Genomic DNA, 20,463 nt, shown 5'->3' with positions numbered 1-20,463 from the left:
TTTATAGGTTTTTTATCCTCAAATTTTAAAAATTAAACAAAGATAATAGGTTTCAAAGTTTTCTAGTAATCAGAAAATTAGCTAGTTCTCGAAGTGAGCCGAGTTCTAAACCTTTCGATTCAAGTTGATCTAAGGAATTGATTGCTTCACTATAGTAGCCATTCATCGTTTCCAAGCTTGCATTTTTGGCATCAATTTCTTCGAATAATTTTTTGGCACTAGCAATTTTGGAATCCGTTGGAGCCATTTGAAGTAAATCGCCGAAACGAGCATCTTTACTTGCTTCTGAAATGGCTTTCGCTTTTAGGAAAAGAAGTGTTTTTTTATTGGATAAAATATCTCCTCCCACTTGCTTACCGAAAAGTTCTGGATCTCCGTATAAATCTAAAATATCGTCTTGTATTTGAAATGCGATTCCTAAGGAAACACCAAAATGATAGAGATGATTTCTTGTTTCTTCCGATTGATTTCCGAGAATAGCACCAAATTCTAGAGCGCAACCAAGTAGAACGGATGTTTTTAGTCGAATCATTTCAATATATGCTTCTTCTGTAACATCGTCCCTGCTCTCAAAATCCATATCTAATTGCTGACCTTGACAAACTTCGATAGCTGTTTCGTTGAATCGTTTCAATAATATGGGAAGGCGTTTATCTGTATATTTTGCTAATTGCTGGTATCCTTCAACAAATAAGACATCTCCTGATAGAATGGCAACACTGGAGTTCCATTTAATATGAACAGTTGGTTTTCCTCGTCTAACAGGAGCTTCATCCATAATGTCATCATGAATGAGTGAGAAATTATGGAAAAGCTCAATGGTTAATGCTGCAGATAAACTTTCTTCGTTTGAAATTTGGAATAATTCTCCAGAGATAAGTGTTAATATTGGTCGCATTCGTTTTCCCCCTAATGAAAGAAAATAACGCAATGGATCATATAATTTTCTGGGTTCTTCTTCTAGATTAATACCAGCTATTTTCTCTTCAATAAAGCGCGTATATTGCTCTAAGCTTTTCATTATTTCTTGAGTAATTGCAGTAAGTAAGTTCCATATCCGCTTTTAACAAGTGGTTGAGCAATTTCTTCTAGCTGATTGGCAGAAATGAACCCATTTCGGTATGCAATCTCTTCAATACAACCAACTTTTAAACCTTGTCGTTCTTCAATAACTTGAACAAATTGTCCAGCTTGCATCAGTGAAGGAAAAGTACCTGTATCTAACCAAGCTGTTCCTCTGCTTAAAATGGCAACTTTCAATTTTCCTCTTTTCAAGTATTCCGCATTTACATCGGTGATTTCGTATTCACCACGAGCAGACGGTTTTAGGTTTTTGGCAATTTCAATAACGTCATTATCGTAAAAATACAATCCAGGAACCGCGTAATTTGATTTCGGAATAGCAGGTTTTTCTTCGATAGAAAGTACATTCATTGCATCATCAAATTCTACCACACCATACCGCTCAGGATCACTTACATGATAGGCATAAACAACTCCACCGTCAGGTGAAGCATTTTCGATTAATAATTCATCCATTCCAACACCGTAGAAGATGTTATCTCCTAAAATAAGTGCCACTGAATCAGTTCCGATGAAAGATTCACCGATTACGAAAGCTTGAGCTAAACCGTTAGGTTCTGCTTGTTCTTCGTAAGTAAATGTACATCCCAACTTACTTCCATCACCTAACAATTTTTTGAATTGAGGTAAATCATGAGGGGTTGAAATAATTAGAATTTCCCGAATACCTGCAGTCATCAAAATTGACAACGGATAGTAAATCATAGGTTTATCATAAATTGGCATCAATTGTTTACTGATTGCCAAGGTTAGTGGGTGTAGTCTTGTTCCAGATCCACCAGCTAAAATGATTCCTTTCATGATTTAATCTTCTTTTGGTTCGTTTTTATCGTCTTCTTTTTTGAGTTCTTCAGTAGATTCCAATTTTTCAATTTCTAATAAATCCCAATTAATATCTGAATCCTCGTCATAAATTTCAAACAATGGCTCTTCAAATGATTTGGTTGTTAATCTGCGTTCGTAGCTTAATAACAAACAAGGTAAAAGAATCAAGTTAGTGAAAAGTGCTACGAAATAAGTGATAGCAGATAAGTAACCTAAGGCCTGAGTTCCACCAAAGTCAGAGAATACGAAGACGATGAATCCGAAGAAAAGAATAACGGAAGTATAAATGATGCTCAAGCCTGTTTCGCGTATTGAAATGGCAACACATTCTTTGAGATCCCACTTTTTCATTTTTAGCTCGTTACGATAATGGGCTAGAAAGTGAATGGTATTATCGACCGTAATTCCTAGAGCGATAGAGAAGATTAAGAGTGTAGATGGTTTTAATGGAATTCCGAAGATCCCCATAATTCCAGCAGTTACTGCCATCGGAATTAAGTTTGGAACCATAGAAACAATTACCATTCTAAATGAATAGAATAATAAACACATTAAGGCCGCTATAGAAATCGTAGCGAACACAATACTAGAGGTCAAGTTACTTACTAAGTACTTCGTTCCTTCAGAAGCCACAACGGATGTCCCTGTTAGTGTAACATCGTAGTATTCGTTGTCAATTGCTTTTCGAAGTTGCTTTTTGAATCCTGGTTTGGATATGTATTTTTGAATCATTTCAGGATCTGAGTCAAACGCATATTGCATTTTATCATTTCCATTTGAAATCAAGGATGTTACATTGTTGTAAACACCACTAGAAATATCGAATATAGAATCAACATATCCTTTTTTGCCTTTTTCAAATTTGGTGTAAAATTTTTCCAATAAAGACTTGTCAGGATTCATGATACTATCAATGCGGTATTTGATCAAATGAACTTGATCTTCGACTTCATAAGAACCTAAATCTTTCATAGAAGTTCGAATTCGAAGAATGTGATTGGTAGTATCAACGAGCTCTTTGATGGAGAATGTTGAATTATTCGTTGTGGTTGATAAATTTTTCAAATAGGCATTCAGACGCAATTTGTCCTTGGTTGCAAATATTTTGTATTGCTCTGGATTGTTGTTGTAATAAGCCATATTTACGACCTTCACAAAATCAACAATTGAAAGACTTTTAGCAAATAAAGTGTCCTTGGAAAGCATTTCCTGAACCTGCTCTACATTTTGCATGGTACTTTTTCCAAACAAACGTCCTTTTTCTTTGTAATTGATCAAGACTTCAAATGGAACTGCACCACCAAAATTGGCTTCCATGAATTTGATATCCTTCAAGATTGGATCTCTGGCAGGTAAATCTCCAGTAATATTTCCAGTAACCTTCATGAAGAAAATTCCCACACCTGTACCAATGGTCAATGCAATAGTAATGATGTAAACAGCTCTGCGATTATTAGCAGTTATTTTCACTAAGCGCTCTAAAAATTTCACCGCAGCCTTACGATCTAGGTGTTTTAAATGACGCGTTTTTGGTTGTTTAGAGAAGGATGCGAAAATTGGAATCAAACATAATGAAACGACATAACAAAGCATGATGTTCAAAGATGAAATAACGCCAAATTCAAAGAATTTAGTAGAGTTTGTAAACAAGAAAGTCATGAACCCAATTGCCGTAGTAACATTTGTTAACCACATTGCCGTTCCTGTCTTTCGAATTACTTGAGTAAGCGCTTTGATTTTGTTTCCATGTTGCTTGAACTCATAATGGTATTTATTGAAGAGGTAAATACAATTTGGAATTCCAATCACAATCATTAGAGGCGGAATTAAAGCCATCATAATGGAAATATTGTATTCAAATAATCCAATGGTTCCCATTGCCCAAATTACAGTAATCAGTACCACCAGTACGCTAATTAAAGTAACACGTACTGATCGGAAAAAGAAATACATGATTCCAAAGGAAACAAGTAAGGAAAGAACCACGAAAATGTACATTTCAGACATGACGCGTTTTCCAATTAATACCCGCATGTGAGGCAAACCAGCAAAATGCACCTGATTGAATTGTTTTTCGTATGACTGAGCTAGTTTTTCTATTTCAATAACGACCTTCTGTTTTTCTTTATCCACCAAAAAATTCTCATCTAAGCTCACCATCATGAGGCTTACATTTGCAGAATCATTGTATAGAACCCCATTATACAAAGGGTTTCTTCGAATCTCCTTTTTGATTTGTTCGATGGATTTTTCTTTGAAAGAAACGTCCGAAAAAATGGGTTTAATAATGAATTGACTAGTCGCAGTATCATTAATTAGGTTGAAGAGTTTTGCTTCTGAAATGACAGATGTTACACCATCAATTTGTAGAATAGAATCTCCCAAATTTTTCCAAAGAAGAAATTTTTCTTTGGTGTATAAATCCTTGTCTTGAATAGCAATGACTAATGCAGAACCATCTTCTCCAAACATTTTCTTGAAGTTTAGGTAGGTAATTTGCGTTGGACTATCCTTTGGAAGCATGTTTCCATACTTATTGTCGATTTTCAAGCCTGTAATTGCGTAGTAACCGAATAAAACGGTTAGTAATGCCATTATAGCAAGAATGATAAAACGATTTCTTAGAATGATATTGGCTATTCTATTCCACATATCTATTTGTGTTTTTTATTTTTAATTGGACTGGGTTAATAAGTCCATTTTTTGTTTCACTTTCTCATGACTGCGGTAATGCTTGTCTGTTGTCATCCGCCACGGCAGGCTCTTACTTCAAATAAGTATTCAACCAGTCGTAAAATTCTCTGTTCCACAAAATACTGTTTTGTGGCTTTGTAACCCAGTGACCTTCATCTGGGAAATAAAGATATTTACTTGGTATTCCTTTTAATTGTAGTACTTGAAAGGCTTGCATCCCTTCTGATTCTGGAACGCGAAAATCTTTTCCTCCATGAATCACAAGCATCGGAGTATTCCACTTGTCGACCAATTTGTGAGGGCTGTTTTTAGCATACAATTCTTTATTTTCAGGTAACCAATATGGACCTCCTATATCCCAGTTAGCGAAGAATAATTCTTCTGTCGTACCATACCAGCTTTCCAAATTAAAGAGTCCGCAGTGTGAAATAAATGCCTTAAATCGGTTTTCGTGAATTCCAGCAAGGTAATAAACCGAATATCCTCCATAACTAGCGCCAACAGCTCCTAATTTATCTTTATTTATTGCTGGAATTTGTGCAACACAACTGTCGATCGCTGTTAAGTAATCACGCATGGCTTGTCCTCCCCAGTCTTTCGAAATAGCATCATTCCATTCTTGTCCAAACCCAGGTAAACCCCTTCTGTTTGGTGCTACAACGATATATCCTTGAGAAGCCATTAATCGGAAATTCCAACGGTAAGAGAAATATTGTGAAACAGGACTTTGCGGTCCGCCTTGACAATAAAGCAAAGTTGGGTATTTTTTTGCAGGATCATAATTTGGAGGAAAAACAACCCAAGTAAGCATTTTCTTTCCATCGGTTGTTGTGATCCATTTTTCTTGAACAGTTGGTTCAGCTATGCCGTTTAATTCTTCTTTGTTGGCGTGAGTTAACTGTTCATTCAAACCAGTTTTAGGAGTGAAAATCCAAATGTCTGTTGGATGAATCATGTCTTGTCTTTCCAAAAGTATGCGGTCTTTCATAACACTGAAACTGACATAATCACAGCGATCGGAAGTTAATTGAAGAATTTTTCCAGAAACGACATCTAAGGAATAGAGTTGTTTTGTTGCTTTTACAGTAGCAGTGAAATAAATAATCTCTTTGGAAGGATGCCAAGTAAAATCATTCACACTTAAATCGAGACTAGCTGTTAAATCTTTTTCCTGCCGGCTTGCTAAATCCATGATGCGGATTCGGTTTTTATCAGCTTCAAATCCGTCTTTCTCCATGCTTAACCAAGCAAGTGATTTTCCTGTGAAATTGATAGCAGGATTTGTGTCGTATCCTTTGTGAGCAGAAGAAAGTGTTGTTGTTATTTTATCCGAAGTATGAAATGCGTAGATTTCTGAATTGGTTGATTGTGCAAAATTTTTCCCCGCCATTTTTTTTGTCGAGTAGTAAATTGTTTGGCCATCTTTACTGAAGCAAATACTTTCAATTCCTCCAAATGGTCCCGTAACAGAAGGGAAATTCTCTCCCTGCATCACGTCGCCTTTTTTGGTAAATTTCCCTTCTGTGGAACTTTCGTACCAATACAAATGCAAAACTGTTGGTGTAGACCATTGATTCCAGTGGCGATACATCAAGTCAGTTTCGAGTCTGCCAGTTGTTTGTGGTAAATCTGGATATTTATCCTGAATGGTTTCTTTTATTTTCAGTGGTTCTAAAGTTGCAAATCGTTTTCCGTCCGAACTCAAAGTAATCCCTTCTACTTCAATAACTCCAAATTGATGAAGAGTATTGACTTCTTTCGTAGATGGATTCAACTTTTGAAGCTGAATTTCCGATCCATTTGATTGTAGAAACGTTAATTTATTGTCGCTAGTCCAAGCGAAGTTCCAAGCTCCATCAATTGCCAAAATAGTGGATTTGCCAGTTTTCAATTCCACTAAATACGTAATCGTTTTCGATTTGTTTTGGGTGTAATCTGTTTTTGAACTTTGATAGACCATCCATTCTTCGTTGGGTGAGCCTAGTGTTCCTGAAATCCGATTCAGAGACGACATTTTTTCAGGTGTAAATTCTTGTGCTGTTGCCTGAATCCGCGCGAAGGCACTTAAAAAAAGTGCAAATAAAATTGACAGTTTACCCATAGATATTCTTCAAGTTATCCAAAAATACCTAAAAAAGTCTATTTGGGGACTAATAAAATAAGGAAATCCCCGATTTATTCAGATTTCAGTCTTGCTTTTTTTCGCTGTGAGTTGTTTTGAAAGTAGACATAAGCGAAAACAAACAAAGCGACACCTCCAGTCAAGAAAAAAGTAATCAAAACAGTTTCTTCTATTGAAAAGCTTTTGGAAATACAATAAACCAATGAATTGAGTGCGCTTAATGCGATAATCAATGTTCTTTGAAATCTTTTTAATCGAATCATTAACGAGTTGGTTTTGAACGAATTTATAAAAAAGGCACGTTGGAAAGTGTTAAATTCAAAAATAGATTTGAACTTTTTCAGTCGCTTACTGTACCACCTCAAAATACATACTATGAAATCAAAATCTATTCGATATTCCATTCAAAATCCATGTGATGAAAGTTGGAACGACATGAAGCCAGAAGTAACCGGTCGTTTTTGTGGTTCATGTGAAAAGACAGTTGTTGATTTTACCAGTATGTCAGATTTTTTGATTATCCATTATATGGAGAAACACAAGGAGGAAAAAGTATGTGGGAGATTTACAAAACCGCAACTAAATCGTGTGTATCAATTAAAACAACCTGTTTTTACACCAACTTTCGATTTGCGTGCAGTAGTTCTTGGATTGGCATTAACAACTTTTTCTGCGGTTCATAGTTTTGGGCAAACGGAACCTCAAGAACCAGTTAAAGTAGACACGACTTTTCAAGTTGAACCAGTGATAGTTGGTAAAATTGCAGTACATCATTTTAATCATGAGAAGGAATCTAAAGTGAGCGGTACAATTTGGGCTTCACGGAAAGATTTTAATCAGATTTTTGTTCAATTGAAAGATGTGAATGGGGCTGTTTTGAAAACCATTCATCCTGATTCAAAAGGAAATTTCTCGATAGATTTGAATTGGAAACTGAATCCTGCTTCCTTAAATGTTTCTGGTCCAAATTATGAGAATCAGGAACTTTATTTTTCCAGTGTTCGTTCATTAAGTGGTATTCAAATTAATTTGCTTGACGAAATAGAAATGATTCGCGGCGAGATTTTGCAAGGTGATATAAACATTACTGAAGATTAGAGTTTTCTTTCAAAAAAACAGACCATGAAACCAAAGAAAATAAACTATAAAATTGTGGAGCCTTGTCATGCAGATTGGGATCAAATGAAGCCAGAAGCAAAAGGTCGTTTTTGCTCGTCATGCAGTAAAACGGTCGTTGATTTCAGTAAGATGTCAGATTTTTCCATCGTGACTTATTTGGAAGCAAAGAAGAACGAGTCTATATGCGGTCGGTTTGAAGAGAAACAGTTGGATAAGACTTATTTATGGACAAAATCGTATCATCAGACATTTAGCTTCGATTTAAAGGCTGTTGCTTTGGGGCTAGCTCTGAGTACTTTTTCTGCCTTGCCATATCAGGCACAAAATAATCAAGCAATCGAACAGCGAGATGCGACAATAAACGAACCAATCGCATTGCTTCAAGGTGAAGTGATTACGAGCTATAATCATGGTGAAGAATCACATGCGAGTGGACGGATTAAATTGAACGACAAAGACTATGAATCTGTAACTATTTCTTTGATGGATGGAAATTCAGTTGAATTAATATCAATAAAACCCAATAGAAATGGGATATTCAATATTCCGTTGGATTGGAAGAAAAATCCAACTTCAATTCGAGTAACTGCTCCTGGATATAGTTCCCACACAATTTATTTCGATAACCATAAATCCTTAAATAATCTCTCCGTTCAATTAGTAGAAAGAAGGATGATTAAAGGAAAAGTTTCTCGATAGTCAACAGTATTAATAAGTTCTACCAAGCCCCCAAATATGAAAAAGAAAAAAAGGGATTCCGTACGTACAGAATCCCTTTTTTTAAATCTTTTTTTGAATTATTCGACAGTTACTGACTTCGCCAAGTTTCTTGGTTGATCGACATTACAATCTCTCATGACTGCAATGTGGTAACTTAATAATTGGAACGGAATTGTTGCCAAAATTGGTACTAAGTGTTCATCAGTATCGGGAATTTCAATCACATGATCTGCCATTGCTTTCACATCGGTATCACCTTCAGTAACTATTGCAATGATTTTTCCTTTACGTGCTTTTACTTCCTGAATATTACTGACTACTTTCTCGTATGAAGTACCTTTCGTCGCAATCACAAAAACAGGCATCTCTTCATCTATTAAAGCGATTGGTCCGTGTTTCATCTCAGCAGCAGGATAACCTTCAGCGTGGATATATGAAATTTCTTTCAGTTTTAATGCTCCTTCTAGTGCAACAGGGAATGAACTTCCTCTTCCAAGGTAAAGTGCATTTGTAGCATCTTTGTAAATTTTTGCAATTTCCTCGATTTCAGAATTGCGTTCCAAAATGCGTTGTACTTTTTCAGGGATGATTTCTAATTCAGACAACATAGTTCTGAATTTTGTTTCACTTAAGGTTCCTTTTTTGTGAGCCAAAGAAAGAGCCATTAATGTCAAAACAGTTACCTGAGCCGTAAATGCTTTCGTAGATGCAACTCCAATTTCTGGTCCTGCATGTGTATATGATCCTGCGTCTGTAATACGCGAAATCGATGATCCTACGACATTACAAATCCCAAGAATTGTTGCTCCTTTTGATTTTGCTAATTCTAAAGCTGCTAAAGTGTCAGCAGTTTCTCCAGATTGAGAGACAGCAATCACAATATCATTTTCATTGATAATCGGATTTCTATATCTGAATTCAGAGGCATATTCAACTTCTACATTGATTCTTGCTAAGTCTTCAAATAAATATTCTCCCACTAAACATGCGTGCCATGAGGTTCCACAAGCAACCATAATAATGCGTTGTGCATTAATCATTTTCTGCTCGTAATCTTTCACACCGCCTAATGAAACCCATCCTTCCGAAGCATTTAATCGACCACGGAAACAGTCTTTAATTGAACGAGGTTGTTCGTGAATTTCTTTCAACATGAAATGCTCATATCCGCCTTTTTCAAGTGCTTCTAATTGCATTTCTAACTCCTGAACGTAAGGTGTCTTTGGTTGATTTCGCAAGTTGGTAATATTCAAACCAGTTACTAAATCTACTACAGCAACTTCTTCATCTTCTAAGTATACAACTTGGTTGGTATACTCAATAATAGGAGTTGCATCAGAAGCCAAATAGAAATCATTTTCTTTTCCAATTCCCACAACCAATGGAGAACTTTTACGAGCTGCAATTAATTGAGTCGGATTGTCTGAAGAAATCACAACGATTGCATAAGCTCCGATTACATTTTGCAAAGCAATACGAACAGCTTGAGCTAAATCAACATTTTCCTTTTTTTGAATATCATCGATTAAGTGAACCAATACTTCTGTATCCGTTTGACTTTTGAAATGATACCCACGAACAATTAATTCTTCTTTTAAACTGTTGTAATTTTCAATGATTCCATTGTGGATCAGTGCAATTTTCTCGTTGTTAGAAAAGTGAGGATGTGCGTTCACATCATTTGGTGGTCCGTGAGTTGCCCATCGTGTATGCCCAATTCCAGCATGTCCAGCAATGTTTTTACCAGCCACGAATTCTTCCAGGTTGGATACTTTCCCTTGGCGTTTGTATAGGTTTACTTTTCCTGCATCTAATAATGCAATTCCTGCACTGTCATATCCGCGATATTCTAAGCGTTTTAAGCCTTTAATTAGAATAGGATAAGCGTCGTTTTTTCCGATATATGCTACAATTCCACACATACTTATTTGAATTCAGTGTATTTAATAACTAATTTAGGCTTGGTTTTATATGCCGTTGATTGACCGTTGAAAACTATTCGATCTGCTGTACAATTATAAAAAAGTTGGTTCGGAAGAAGATAGATTCCCTTGTTCTGTTTGTTGAGGCTCACTATATCTTGAATGTATTCCCTCAAATCAAAAACATATCCCTTCTGAGTATTACTATAGCTTCCTGTTACAAAACTTGTTGCTCCCGCTGAATTAGTGCGAGTGATTAACCTTAATTTACCTTCATCATCCTTATAACAAACAGCAAGACTAGTCAAGTTCGGAGAGTATATATTTCCAGTTTGATAAGCAACTGGCAGATAGAGAAGCGCATTGTTTATCACTGTTTTTGCAGATAGATTTGATACTGAAGGGAATTCAATTTTAGGAATTGCATTGAAGTTTTGGGAGTAGAATTCTGCTTGTCCATTCAAAGGATTTGCGAGAACATTCGCTAATGGATAGCCAGTATTGTTTACTTCAACATGATTAAAGTCAGCACATTTATTGTCGATTACCAGACTAACTTCGCGTGGAGTCGTTTCTCCAAGCAGTTTAAAGTAAATGGTGATTTTTGTATCAGCATTTCCAAGTTTAAAATACAATACGGCTCCTTTTCCAACTGCTGGGCTAGGGTTTGCTACATTTATTTTTAGACCTTTAAAGTAGTTTGAATTGATGAAGTTTTCACTGTTGCTAAATGCTGAGTTTCCAGCAATGATATCATTTACGAATGATGTTCCAAAATTAGTATCAAGCCTTAATCTCAGTTGAGGTGCTCGTTTACCAACACCAACAAAGGCTGAATCAACGGTACTTGGTTTTTGGGTTGCTGATGCAGGTTCAACTAAGTTGGGTCCAGTTGTTGGGATTGATGAATTTATTCGATATGCAAAATCTGATTGAACGATATCAGCAAGTTGATATACTTCAAATGTTTGCGGATCAAACTCTCCGTAGTAACCGCCATAGTTCAGACTTAGAACAACGGAATCAATATTGGTCAATGTGGCGCCTGCTGGGAGAGATAATTGACCATTAATTGAAAATCGTGTGTATAGCGATGCGTTTACTGTTCCAAATTTTGGATCATGATATGCTCCGATTGTTCCAAATGTCTGATTGTCAGATCGGACAGTATCTAGAAGTACTGAGCTGGTTAATAATTGAAAATTATCAACTCCACCAGCAGCAATTAGGGCATCTACATCCAAGGCTTCTGTGCCTAATGTAGAGGATGTTTTCTTGCAACTTGGCAAGATGGAAAGCGCTAATACAAAACAAGCGGAAAGTATAAATGCTTTCCGCCAGTTTTTATGTAAATTATTTAATTTCATCATTGAATCAAAATACCTTCTTCTATTACTTTATCAAAGAACTCTGAAAGTCCTTTCGTTAAGTGTTCCTCTGGTAAGTAATTTAGTTTTAAACAAGAAGCTTCATCAAAAACTTGTTGCAATTCTGGTTGAATAACTTCACTACCTTGAACAACTCCATCAGAGAACGTTACTGCAGCTTTAGTTATTGCATCGATAGATGGGTTTTTAACTAAATTTGTCACTTCCTCATCAAATCCGTCAAATTTCAACTTTTCGTGGAAGCGCTCATCCCAAGAGGATTCAAAACCTTCTTTGTGGTCATAGATACTGTAAATAACTTTAGTATCAGCAAAATGAGGATCCTTATTGTAGATCTTTTTGATGTATAAAGGCATCAAGGAAGCCATCCACCCATGACAATGAATCACGTCAGGTTTCCAACCTAATTTTTTGACAGTTTCTAAAACTCCGCGACAGAAGAACATACTTCTTTCGTCATTGTCAGAGAAATCAGCTCCTTTATCATCAGCTACATTTGTTTTGCGCTTAAAAAACTCATCATTATCAATGAAGTAAACTTGCAAGCGAGCAGCTGGAATTGACGCAACTTTAATGATCAACGGGTGATCTTTGTCGTCAATAATGATATTCATTCCTGAAAGGCGAATTACTTCGTGAAGTTGATGTCTTCGTTCGTTAATAGTGCCAAAGCGAGGGGTGAAAACACGGATTTCTTTACCGTTCTCTTGCGTTCCTTGCGGAAGCTTACGCGCATTGTGAGAAATTTCTGTTTTAGCAAGAAATGGATAGATTTCTTGAGAAACAAAGAGAATTCTTTTCTTTTCCATAGAATCCGATAGGGGAATTTTTGAATATTATATGTGCAAAATTACGAAAAAAAGACGGATTCTTCAAGATATTAATATAGTTTTGACAGCTTGTTTTGAACCAAAGGGTAAAAAGGTGGATATATTGAACACAGTTGAGGAGCTAAAACAAGCTCTGAACTCAGCTCGAAATGAAGGTAAAAGCATTGGTTTTGTGCCAACTATGGGAGCACTTCATCAAGGTCATATGGACTTGGTAAGTCGCGCCAGTGTTGAGTGTGATATCGTGGTGGCGAGTGTGTTTGTGAATCCAACACAGTTCAATAATACATCTGATTTAGAATTGTATCCAAGAACCCCAGAGGCGGATTCTGAATTGTTGAAAAAATTTGGCTGTGACATCGCTTTTTTTCCTTCAGTGGCTGAAATTTATCCTGAAAATTCGATATATCCCCAGGTAGATTTAGGGTCTTTGGACCAAGTGATGGAAGGAAAATTTCGTCCAGGACATTTTAATGGAGTTGTTCAGGTTGTTTGGAGACTTTTTGATATTGTTCAGCCGCAGAAAGCATTTTTTGGATTGAAGGATTTTCAGCAAGTAGCAGTTATTCAAAGAATGGTCGAAGTGTTGGATTTACCTGTTCAAATTGTTCCTTGCGAAACGCTTCGTACGGAAAAAGGACTAGCAATGAGCAGTCGAAATAAACGATTGTCTGAAGGTCAAAAAGAAGAAGCGCTTATTATTTACAAAACACTGTCCCAGGCAAAGGAAGATGCTTTGACTCTTTCTCCTGCACAAACATTGATAAATGCACTTTCCAATTTTGAAACAGGATCATTGAAGTTAGAGTACTTGAATATTATTCATCCTAAAACCTTGGAAGACTTAACGACGGAATGGGTTCCAGGGGCAACTATGTGTATTGCTTGTTTTTGCGGAGAAGTTCGGCTAATTGATAATTTAACGCTTTTGTGATTACGAATTATTAATTCAGCATTCGTAATTATCCCAAATCACTTTCGCATTAACATTTGTCGTGATTTAGTCTTCAAAAGCTTTAGCTTTTTCTTATCTTTGCACTTCGATTTTTTCAAACATGTTGATACAAGTAGTCAAATCAAAAATTCATCGCGTTCGCGTTACTCAAGCAGAATTAAATTATGTTGGAAGTATAACTATTGACGAAGCTTTAATGGAAGCTTCTGATTTGGTTGAAGGAGAACGCGTTCAGGTGGTAAATATCAATAATGGTGAGCGTCTTGAAACCTATGTTATTAAAGGTGATAGAGGAACAGGTACCATTTGCTTGAATGGCCCAGCGGCACGAAAAGTAGCTGTTGGTGATATGATTATTGTTATCGGTTATGGGTACATGACACCAGATGAAGCAAGATCTTTTAAACCATCTTTAGTTTTTCCAAATGAATTGACTAATTTAATAGTCTGATGAAAAAAGTTGCAGGTGTACTTCTAAAAACAGTTTTTCCGCTGGTCTTAGGCGTTTATCTGATTTGGTTCCTTTTTCAATCCATGGATGAAGAGGTTAAACAATACTTTTACAAAGCTCTTCGCGAAGCAAATTACTTTTGGGTTTTCTTGTCTCTTTTATTGAGTTTTTTCGCATTGCTTTCACGTGCTTATCGCTGGAAATATTTGTTAGAACCAATGGGGTATAAAACTTCCTTTTGGAACAGATATCATGCAGTTGTAATTGGGTATATTGTGAATTTGACAATTCCTAGAGCAGGCGAAGCAACTCGAAGTGGCATGCTTTACCGATCAGACGGAGTGCCTTTTTCTAAATCTTTCGGAACAATCTTGGCAGAACGTGTGTTTGATTTAATCATGTTATTGATTATAGCAATTTCAGCCTCGTTTATCGGAGCAGGTGATTTTTGGAAAATCAAAGAATTGATCGAAGCGAGTTTTTCTTCAAGTCCTGAATCCTCATCCATAATACAACTCATAAAATGGATTGTTATAGGTCTGTTTTTACTTGGATTTGCAATTGTATTCTTGGTTAAAAAGATTCGACTGAAAATTATTGGATTCATAAAAGGATTGATTTCTGGAGTTTTATCGGTGTTTAAAACAAAAAAACCTTTCTCTTTTTTAGGGCATACCTTATTGATTTGGATTTTATATATCGTTTATTTTGGAGTTTGTTTTTTGGCGTTGCCAGAAACCTCTACGATGAATTCAACGGGTATATTGCTCGCTTTTATCGCTGGTTCACTTGGGATATCACTTACGAATGGAGGAATTGGTGTTTTTCCATTGGTTGTTGGATTGGTTGTTGAATATTATTTGAAAGACCAATATGGAAGTCAAGCGCAAGGAATTGGTTATGCCTTAGGAATGATTATTTGGAGCTCTCAGACTTTAATGATTATTCTATTGGGGCTTTTATCATTCTATTTACTGCCCAAAAACTATTCAAAAGATGGAGATATTCGAGAAAATCAAGAATAAAATCAGTTCATTGGATGAAATGTCTACCCGGATTCAGGAATGGAAAAAAGGTGGCGAAAAGGTGGTTTTTACCAATGGTTGTTTTGATATTTTGCATGAAGGACATGTGACTTATCTCGCAAAAGCAGCGAATTTTGGCACGAAAATGATTCTTGCAATTAACACAGATGCTTCGGTAAAGAGACAAGGTAAAGGCGAAGAACGACCGATTAATCCAGAATCTTCGCGTGCTTTGATTTTAGCAGCATTGGCTTTTGTAGACGGAGTAGTGTTTTTTGATGAAGATACTCCAGCTTCGGTCATTGAATTATTGAAACCGAGTGTTTTGGTAAAAGGCGCAGATTACGATGCTAATGAAACTGATCCTTTCAGCAAAAAATACATTGTTGGCAGAGAATCAGTTTTAGCCAATGGGGGAGAGGTGAAAACAGTTCCGCTTGTCGAAGGGTTTAGCACTACAAATATTGTGAAGAAGTTAAAATTGAATTCATAAAAAAGAATAGTTTTTAAATAAATAAGGGACACGATTATCGTGTCCCTTATTGCTATTCTATCAATCAGCTGAGGCTGATTTCTTATTTGATCAGATGCACAAATTTTTGTCCTTCTAGCTTTTCTCCTAAGACTCCAGTTACTTTATATTGGTAAAAGTAAACTCCTTCAGAGGCGTCTCCGCCAGGAAGTGTACCGTCCCATTTGAAATGAATATCTGTTGATTTGAACATTAAATTCCCCCAACGATTTGTAACAATAACTTCTAGAGTTGCAACATTTGAACTTTTAAATTCAAAGAAATCATTGTTTTTATCCCCATTGGGAGTGAAAATGTTTGGAAATTCAATAATCATGGGTTGAGCGGGCTCAATAACAACAATTGTTACATAAGCAGTATCCGAGCAACCATTTTGAGAAGTAGCCACTAACATTACGGTGTATTGTCCAATACTGTCATAGGTTTGAGTTTGACTATTGGTATTAGCTGTATTCAAATCTGAGCCATTTCCAAAGTTCCAATAATATGCATTTGCATTCTGACTTCCATTGGTTAACGTTACGACTAATGGAGCTGTTCCAGTGGAAGGATTTGCATCAATAATTGCTATTGGAGGAGCCACCAAACTAACAGGAGAGCTTGTTCCTGAACAACCGTTCGCATCAGTTACTGTTACTGTTATTGCAGCGTTCGTAGTTGTTTGTATCGTTTGCTGATTACCTCCTGTGCTCCAAGAATAACTTGCATATGGCCCGCCAGCATCCAAAGTAACCTGACTTCCTTCACAATACCACAGGTTCCCAGTAATTACTGGATTCGGGCTCGGATTAACAACTAGTGTTACATTGGAAATACTGTCGCACCCCCCTGTTGATGGGAATGTTTGAGTATAAACTCCTGCTGTTGTTTGTTGATTTCCATGTATTGTTGTTGTTTGACCTTGACAAATAGCAACATTTGAATTCGTTACGATTTGGGCAACTGCTGTAACATTCACAGAAGGACTCGTTCCTTGACAACCGTTATTGTCGATAACTGTAACAGTGATGCCATTTTGAGCAGTAGTATTAATTGTTTGAGTTATTGGACCAGTACTCCAAGAGTAAGAAGCATAAGGACCACCAGCACTTAAAGTGGTTTGTCCACCAGCACAATAGGTTAAATTACCAGAGATTACTGGTATTGGCAAATTATTGACAGTTACAGTGTTAGTTTGCGAGCTTGAACACGCTCCAGGTGTTGTGTACTGAACGGTATAAGTTGTTCCTCCAACACCATTTGTAATTGCACCTGTTGCCGCATTAATTGTTGCTCCATCGGTTGGAATCGGATTAAAAGCAAATGTACCACCTGCAGTTACAACACCAGTAGCGCTATTTGCAGAACCTTCGCAGAAATTAGTTACTGCGAATGATGGGTCGCCACCTCCTCCAGGAGCAGTTAGCGTTGCAAAATCAATTGCTGGGCAACTTGCTGCACTTGCTGTAATTACTTCGAGGTTATTAATTGCAACGGAAGGATCTGTTCCATTTCCATCATCATTGTTTTGCCAACGAATTGCCACACGCAAATTCGCGATATTCTCGCAAGCTGCTGGAAGTGGATTGGAATATGCTGTCCAAATTCCTTGAGGAGCACAAGCTCCTGTTCCAGAGAATAAAGCTCCTCCAAGTTGCACCCAACCAGCACCTGCGTTATACCAAACTGTTGCTTGGTCGTTTGGAATATCTCCTTGCGCAATGAAATTGAATTTTAATGTCAAGTTTGATTGTCCAACTGTATTGATCACAGGACTTTCTGCTTGTCGATTCGTTTCAGGACAGAAGAGAAATCCACAACCTCCACCAGCATCATAAGCGGCGCCTCCAGCGGGGAAGAATACACTCGTAATGTGAAGAGTTGCATCGCCATTTCCAGCAACACCACAACCTCCTGGTGCAACACCTCCTTCATCATCACTTGCTACAAAGAAATTTGGATCTGCGCCTTCAGTACCAGTTGGAACGTTTAAAGTCCAAGTAGCTGCACCACTTTCAAAATCTTCAAAAAATAGTTGATTACTTGTACCATTTGCATCTGTAACCTCAAGGGAATAAGTTCCACCACAAAGATTTGAAATGGTAGCTGAATTTGTTCCAACTGGATTATTAGAAGCATCAAACCAAGCATATGTGTAAGGAGGATTTCCTCCAGATACTGTTGCCGTAATTGATCCATTGCAACCACCTCCACAAGTAGGGTTTACAGTTGAAAGGTTATCAATAGTTGGCCCTCCAATACTTCCGACATTTTCTGTGCCTGTACTTTGACAACCTGCATTGTCAACGATTAATACAGAATAAGCTCCCGCACTTAATCCAGTGAATGATCCTGAAGCTTGCGTTGTTCCTCCATTTAAACTATAAGTAAATAAAGGTGATCCCCCATTGGGCGTAATGTTAATTTCTCCATTTGTATTTCCACATGTTTCATCTGTAATTGTAGCTGTGTAAGAAAAGCTTGTTGCTGTAACCGTATGTGTAGTTGAGCCTGGACAAGCTCCGCTTGTTGTGTACTGAACGGTATAAGTTGTTCCAGTTGTTGCATTTGAAATTGAACCTGTTGAAGCATTGATTGTTGCTCCATCAATAGGTGCAGGATTGAAACTGAATGTTCCTCCTGGAGTAGCAATTCCTGTAGCTTGATTGGTTCCTCCTGGACAGAAATTAGTTAGAGTAAATGCGGGGTTCTCAGCGGGATTGATTGTTACTACTATTTGTGCTGTCCCAAAACAAGTTGGGTCATTTGGATCTTCATATCTTACCCAATAGGTTCCGCTTGTGCCAACTATTGTTGAAATTGGACTTATATCATTTTGAGCATCTGTTTGTGTTGCATGGTAAGTCAATGTTGCAGGAGCAGATCCAGCAGCAATTGCAGCAGTTAAGTTGACTGTTCCTGGAGCACATGTGTTTAATGAGTTCACATTAACTACTGGAGGAATGCATCCTCCACACGGATCCACAATGATGTTTACATTTTCAGTATGAGTTGGACAACCCGGAGTTCCGTTGCTTAGTGTAAGAACATAGTTCGTAGTATTCGTTGGACAAGCAGTTGTGTTAACCGTATTCGTAGAAGAAAGTCCAGTTGTTGGAGACCAAGAAGCGGTTACAGGTTGATAAACAGGTGGATCATCAAATGTAATGTTCCATCCGCCAATACCTCCAAGTGGGATACAGGTTTGAGCATTTTGTCCAATGATTTTCATAGTCCATACCCCATTTGAAGTACAGCCATTTAAACCATTAATAGCTTGGAATGGGGCAAATGATCCCGTATAAGGTGAGCTTCCAGAACCAATGGTTGCACCACCTGATGAAAAGCACATATCGGTAATCGTTGTTCCACTGAGTTGCCCTGTATTTACAAGCGTGATTTCAGTTCCTCCTGGACATTCTAATACAACTCTGACATTTGCTAAGCTTGTTCCTGTACAACCAAATCCGGGCGTTACAGAAAGACTATTGATGCAAATACTTTGAATTTGTCCTGCTTGAACAGTTGGATTATTGAGTCCCGTAATATTGATGTTCATAGACGCATCAATGCTTCCTGGTGTCGCTGGAATGAAAGGAGGTAAACCAGGAATTCCTGGAGTACCTGTAATTAATCCTGTTTCATTGTTTTCATAGGTTTCAATTCCTCCTGGATCCAAGATTATTTGTCCCGTTCCAGAAATAGTTGAACAATCCCCCGTGCAAACAGTAGTTGGATTTGCAGAAACGTTTACGTCGTATATGGGAGGTATCACATTTATGGTGATGGTAGTTGTACAAACCTGACCAGTTCCAGTTGTGATTTGAGCTGTATAAGTCGTTGTCGTTGTAGGAGTAACGGCATTTGGATTGACACCTCCTGGATTCCCAATACCGTATGAATATCCATCATGAAGCCATTCAACTTCCGCATTGATATCATTTTGGAAGATTTGTACGTTGTCAATTCCCCAGTGGTCATAATCTGCTCCCGAATCAGCAGTTTGATGCCAACGAATTAAGGTGTTCCCAGTAATTGCTCCTGGAGGAAGTTCAAAACACCAGTTGTTCCAATTGGTTAACTGTGGGTCGTTTCCACCATTCGGATCGAAGTAATGAATATCAATCCACGTTGCTCCACCGTTGGTGCTGTATTGCAAGAAAACACCTTCGTCTGGTTCATCAGGACCTTCACAGGGAGATGCATCACCTTGTTCCGCAAACAATAAATCAAAACAAATGGATACACCAGCAGTTGCTGCTGTGAGATTGTATGGTGCAGAAGTTAAGGTTCTAGGAACACTTGTGTTATCATCCATCCAAGCGTGTGGTGTTCCGTTTACTCCTGCAGGAGAGCAAGGATTCGAGAAATTGGTAGAACCGGGAGTTGCTCCCCATCCTGCACCAAAACCACCCGTGTTAAATGTTTCGTTCAAAACCATTTGTCCAGTGGAAGATCCAAATGCGGATAGATTTACACTTTGACCACAAGTAATTGTTGTGGAAGTGGCAGAGGCATTAATGTCGCACTGAGCGCTTAACTTGAAATGAGGTAAAATAATGAATGGACTAAGGAAAAGTAGTTTTTTCATGTTGGGGTTTTTGGAAATAATTGGAGGAGAATTGCTGCAAACTAGGCTTGCAAAATTGACTTAATCCAATCGGCCAAAAAGAGGGAAATACAGAAAAGAACTTCTGTACTTCGCTTGGGAGAGTATTGCGAAGTGAAAAATTATTTACAACAAAATTTTGTAAATAGTTAATATAAGAAGTAGTTCCAGCTACAGTTGTAACTGGGTTTTTAGTAGTAGACTCCATC

General features: G+C 37.4%; 15 protein-coding genes. 6 read left to right on the top strand and 9 right to left on the bottom strand.

Annotation, left to right across the window (positions count from 1 at the left end; all coding sequences use genetic code 11):
• Positions 1-52: 52 nt before the first annotated feature.
• From FLUTA_RS04525 to FLUTA_RS04505, 5 genes are all read right to left on the bottom strand, one after another.
• Positions 53-1,021: a polyprenyl synthetase family protein gene (locus FLUTA_RS04525; protein WP_013685675.1), complete on the bottom strand. Its 969-nt coding sequence runs from the start codon at positions 1,019-1,021 to the stop codon at positions 53-55.
• Positions 1,021-1,884, bottom strand: coding sequence for a glucose-1-phosphate thymidylyltransferase RfbA (gene rfbA / locus FLUTA_RS04520; RefSeq protein WP_013685674.1), 864 nt, complete (start codon positions 1,882-1,884; stop codon positions 1,021-1,023). Before rfbA ends, FLUTA_RS04525 begins: the two co-directional genes overlap by 1 nt.
• Before the next feature lie 3 nt (positions 1,885-1,887).
• A complete protein-coding gene (locus tag FLUTA_RS04515; protein WP_013685673.1) occupies positions 1,888-4,560 on the bottom strand; it encodes an efflux RND transporter permease subunit in 2,673 nt (890 codons plus the stop codon).
• Between the two features lie 112 nt (positions 4,561-4,672).
• Positions 4,673-6,703 (bottom strand): S9 family peptidase, encoded by a 2,031-nt coding sequence (locus FLUTA_RS04510; protein WP_013685672.1) that lies wholly within the window; start codon positions 6,701-6,703, stop codon positions 4,673-4,675.
• Between the two features lie 74 nt (positions 6,704-6,777).
• Positions 6,778-6,987 carry a hypothetical protein gene (locus FLUTA_RS04505; protein ID WP_013685671.1) on the bottom strand — a complete coding sequence of 70 codons (210 nt, stop codon included), beginning with the start codon at positions 6,985-6,987 and terminating at the stop codon, positions 6,778-6,780.
• 112 nt (positions 6,988-7,099) lie between these two features.
• Between FLUTA_RS04505 and FLUTA_RS20530 the strand changes: the two genes are divergently transcribed.
• Entirely contained in the window at positions 7,100-7,822 is a 723-nt protein-coding gene (locus tag FLUTA_RS20530; protein WP_013685670.1) for a hypothetical protein, read from the top strand.
• Between the two features lie 24 nt (positions 7,823-7,846).
• Positions 7,847-8,542: a hypothetical protein gene (locus tag FLUTA_RS20525; RefSeq protein ID WP_013685669.1), complete on the top strand. Its 696-nt coding sequence runs from the start codon at positions 7,847-7,849 to the stop codon at positions 8,540-8,542.
• A gap of 98 nt (positions 8,543-8,640) precedes the next feature.
• On the opposite strand, the gene glmS is transcribed toward FLUTA_RS20525, so the two are convergent.
• Genes glmS through FLUTA_RS04480 form a run of 3 tightly spaced genes read right to left on the bottom strand, consistent with a single transcriptional unit; the run spans position 8,641 to position 12,682 of the window.
• On the bottom strand, positions 8,641-10,485 hold the full coding sequence (gene glmS, locus FLUTA_RS04490) for a glutamine--fructose-6-phosphate transaminase (isomerizing) (RefSeq protein ID WP_013685668.1): 1,845 nt from the start codon (positions 10,483-10,485) through the stop codon (positions 8,641-8,643).
• 2 nt (positions 10,486-10,487) lie between these two features.
• Positions 10,488-11,855, bottom strand: coding sequence for a DUF4270 family protein (locus tag FLUTA_RS04485; protein WP_013685667.1), 1,368 nt, complete (start codon positions 11,853-11,855; stop codon positions 10,488-10,490).
• Positions 11,852-12,682 carry a glycogen/starch synthase gene (locus FLUTA_RS04480; protein ID WP_013685666.1) on the bottom strand — a complete coding sequence of 277 codons (831 nt, stop codon included), beginning with the start codon at positions 12,680-12,682 and terminating at the stop codon, positions 11,852-11,854. The genes FLUTA_RS04485 and FLUTA_RS04480 overlap by 4 nt, the downstream gene beginning before the upstream one ends.
• Before the next feature lie 115 nt (positions 12,683-12,797).
• On the opposite strand from FLUTA_RS04480, the gene panC reads away from it, so the two are divergent.
• The 4 genes from panC (at position 12,798) to FLUTA_RS04460 (ending at position 15,627) form a co-directional block, all read left to right on the top strand.
• Positions 12,798-13,637 carry a pantoate--beta-alanine ligase gene (gene panC / locus FLUTA_RS04475; RefSeq protein ID WP_013685665.1) on the top strand — a complete coding sequence of 280 codons (840 nt, stop codon included), beginning with the start codon at positions 12,798-12,800 and terminating at the stop codon, positions 13,635-13,637.
• Between the two features lie 121 nt (positions 13,638-13,758).
• Positions 13,759-14,109: an aspartate 1-decarboxylase gene (gene panD, locus FLUTA_RS04470; RefSeq protein WP_013685664.1), complete on the top strand. Its 351-nt coding sequence runs from the start codon at positions 13,759-13,761 to the stop codon at positions 14,107-14,109.
• Complete coding sequence (locus FLUTA_RS04465) at positions 14,109-15,134, top strand: lysylphosphatidylglycerol synthase transmembrane domain-containing protein (protein WP_013685663.1); 1,026 nt, start codon at positions 14,109-14,111, stop codon at positions 15,132-15,134. Before panD ends, FLUTA_RS04465 begins: the two co-directional genes overlap by 1 nt.
• A complete protein-coding gene (locus FLUTA_RS04460) occupies positions 15,106-15,627 on the top strand; it encodes an adenylyltransferase/cytidyltransferase family protein (protein ID WP_013685662.1) in 522 nt (173 codons plus the stop codon). The genes FLUTA_RS04465 and FLUTA_RS04460 overlap by 29 nt, the downstream gene beginning before the upstream one ends.
• Positions 15,628-15,709: 82 nt before the next feature.
• Here the strand turns inward: FLUTA_RS04460 and FLUTA_RS04455 are convergent, their stop codons facing one another.
• Positions 15,710-20,236 carry a T9SS type B sorting domain-containing protein gene (locus FLUTA_RS04455; RefSeq protein ID WP_013685661.1) on the bottom strand — a complete coding sequence of 1,509 codons (4,527 nt, stop codon included), beginning with the start codon at positions 20,234-20,236 and terminating at the stop codon, positions 15,710-15,712.
• Between the last annotated feature and the right edge of the window lie 227 nt (positions 20,237-20,463).

It is taken from the genome of Fluviicola taffensis DSM 16823 (assembly GCF_000194605.1).
GTDB lineage: Bacteria > Bacteroidota > Bacteroidia > Flavobacteriales_D > Crocinitomicaceae > Fluviicola > Fluviicola taffensis.
Note: the sequence above shows the minus strand (reverse complement) of the source record. Positions and strands in the feature narration are given on the sequence as shown.

Excerpts from the sequence above, each read along its gene's own strand:
- FLUTA_RS04480 (WP_013685666.1), bottom strand. The coding sequence starts at position 12,682 with ATGGAAAAGAAAAGAATTCTCTTTGTTTCTCAAGAAATCTATCCATTT.
- FLUTA_RS04460 (WP_013685662.1), top strand. The coding sequence starts at position 15,106 with ATGGAGATATTCGAGAAAATCAAGAATAAAATCAGTTCATTGGATGAA.
- glmS (WP_013685668.1), bottom strand. The coding sequence starts at position 10,485 with ATGTGTGGAATTGTAGCATATATCGGAAAAAACGACGCTTATCCTATT.
- FLUTA_RS04485 (WP_013685667.1), bottom strand. The coding sequence starts at position 11,855 with ATGATGAAATTAAATAATTTACATAAAAACTGGCGGAAAGCATTTATA.
- panD (WP_013685664.1), top strand. The coding sequence starts at position 13,759 with ATGTTGATACAAGTAGTCAAATCAAAAATTCATCGCGTTCGCGTTACT.
- FLUTA_RS04510 (WP_013685672.1), bottom strand. The coding sequence starts at position 6,703 with ATGGGTAAACTGTCAATTTTATTTGCACTTTTTTTAAGTGCCTTCGCG.
- FLUTA_RS04525 (WP_013685675.1), bottom strand. The coding sequence starts at position 1,021 with ATGAAAAGCTTAGAGCAATATACGCGCTTTATTGAAGAGAAAATAGCT.
- FLUTA_RS20525 (WP_013685669.1), top strand. The coding sequence starts at position 7,847 with ATGAAACCAAAGAAAATAAACTATAAAATTGTGGAGCCTTGTCATGCA.
- FLUTA_RS04515 (WP_013685673.1), bottom strand. The coding sequence starts at position 4,560 with ATGTGGAATAGAATAGCCAATATCATTCTAAGAAATCGTTTTATCATT.
- FLUTA_RS04505 (WP_013685671.1), bottom strand. The coding sequence starts at position 6,987 with ATGATTCGATTAAAAAGATTTCAAAGAACATTGATTATCGCATTAAGC.
- FLUTA_RS20530 (WP_013685670.1), top strand. The coding sequence starts at position 7,100 with ATGAAATCAAAATCTATTCGATATTCCATTCAAAATCCATGTGATGAA.
- rfbA (WP_013685674.1), bottom strand. The coding sequence starts at position 1,884 with ATGAAAGGAATCATTTTAGCTGGTGGATCTGGAACAAGACTACACCCA.
- FLUTA_RS04465 (WP_013685663.1), top strand. The coding sequence starts at position 14,109 with ATGAAAAAAGTTGCAGGTGTACTTCTAAAAACAGTTTTTCCGCTGGTC.
- FLUTA_RS04455 (WP_013685661.1), bottom strand. The coding sequence starts at position 20,236 with ATGAAAAAACTACTTTTCCTTAGTCCATTCATTATTTTACCTCATTTC.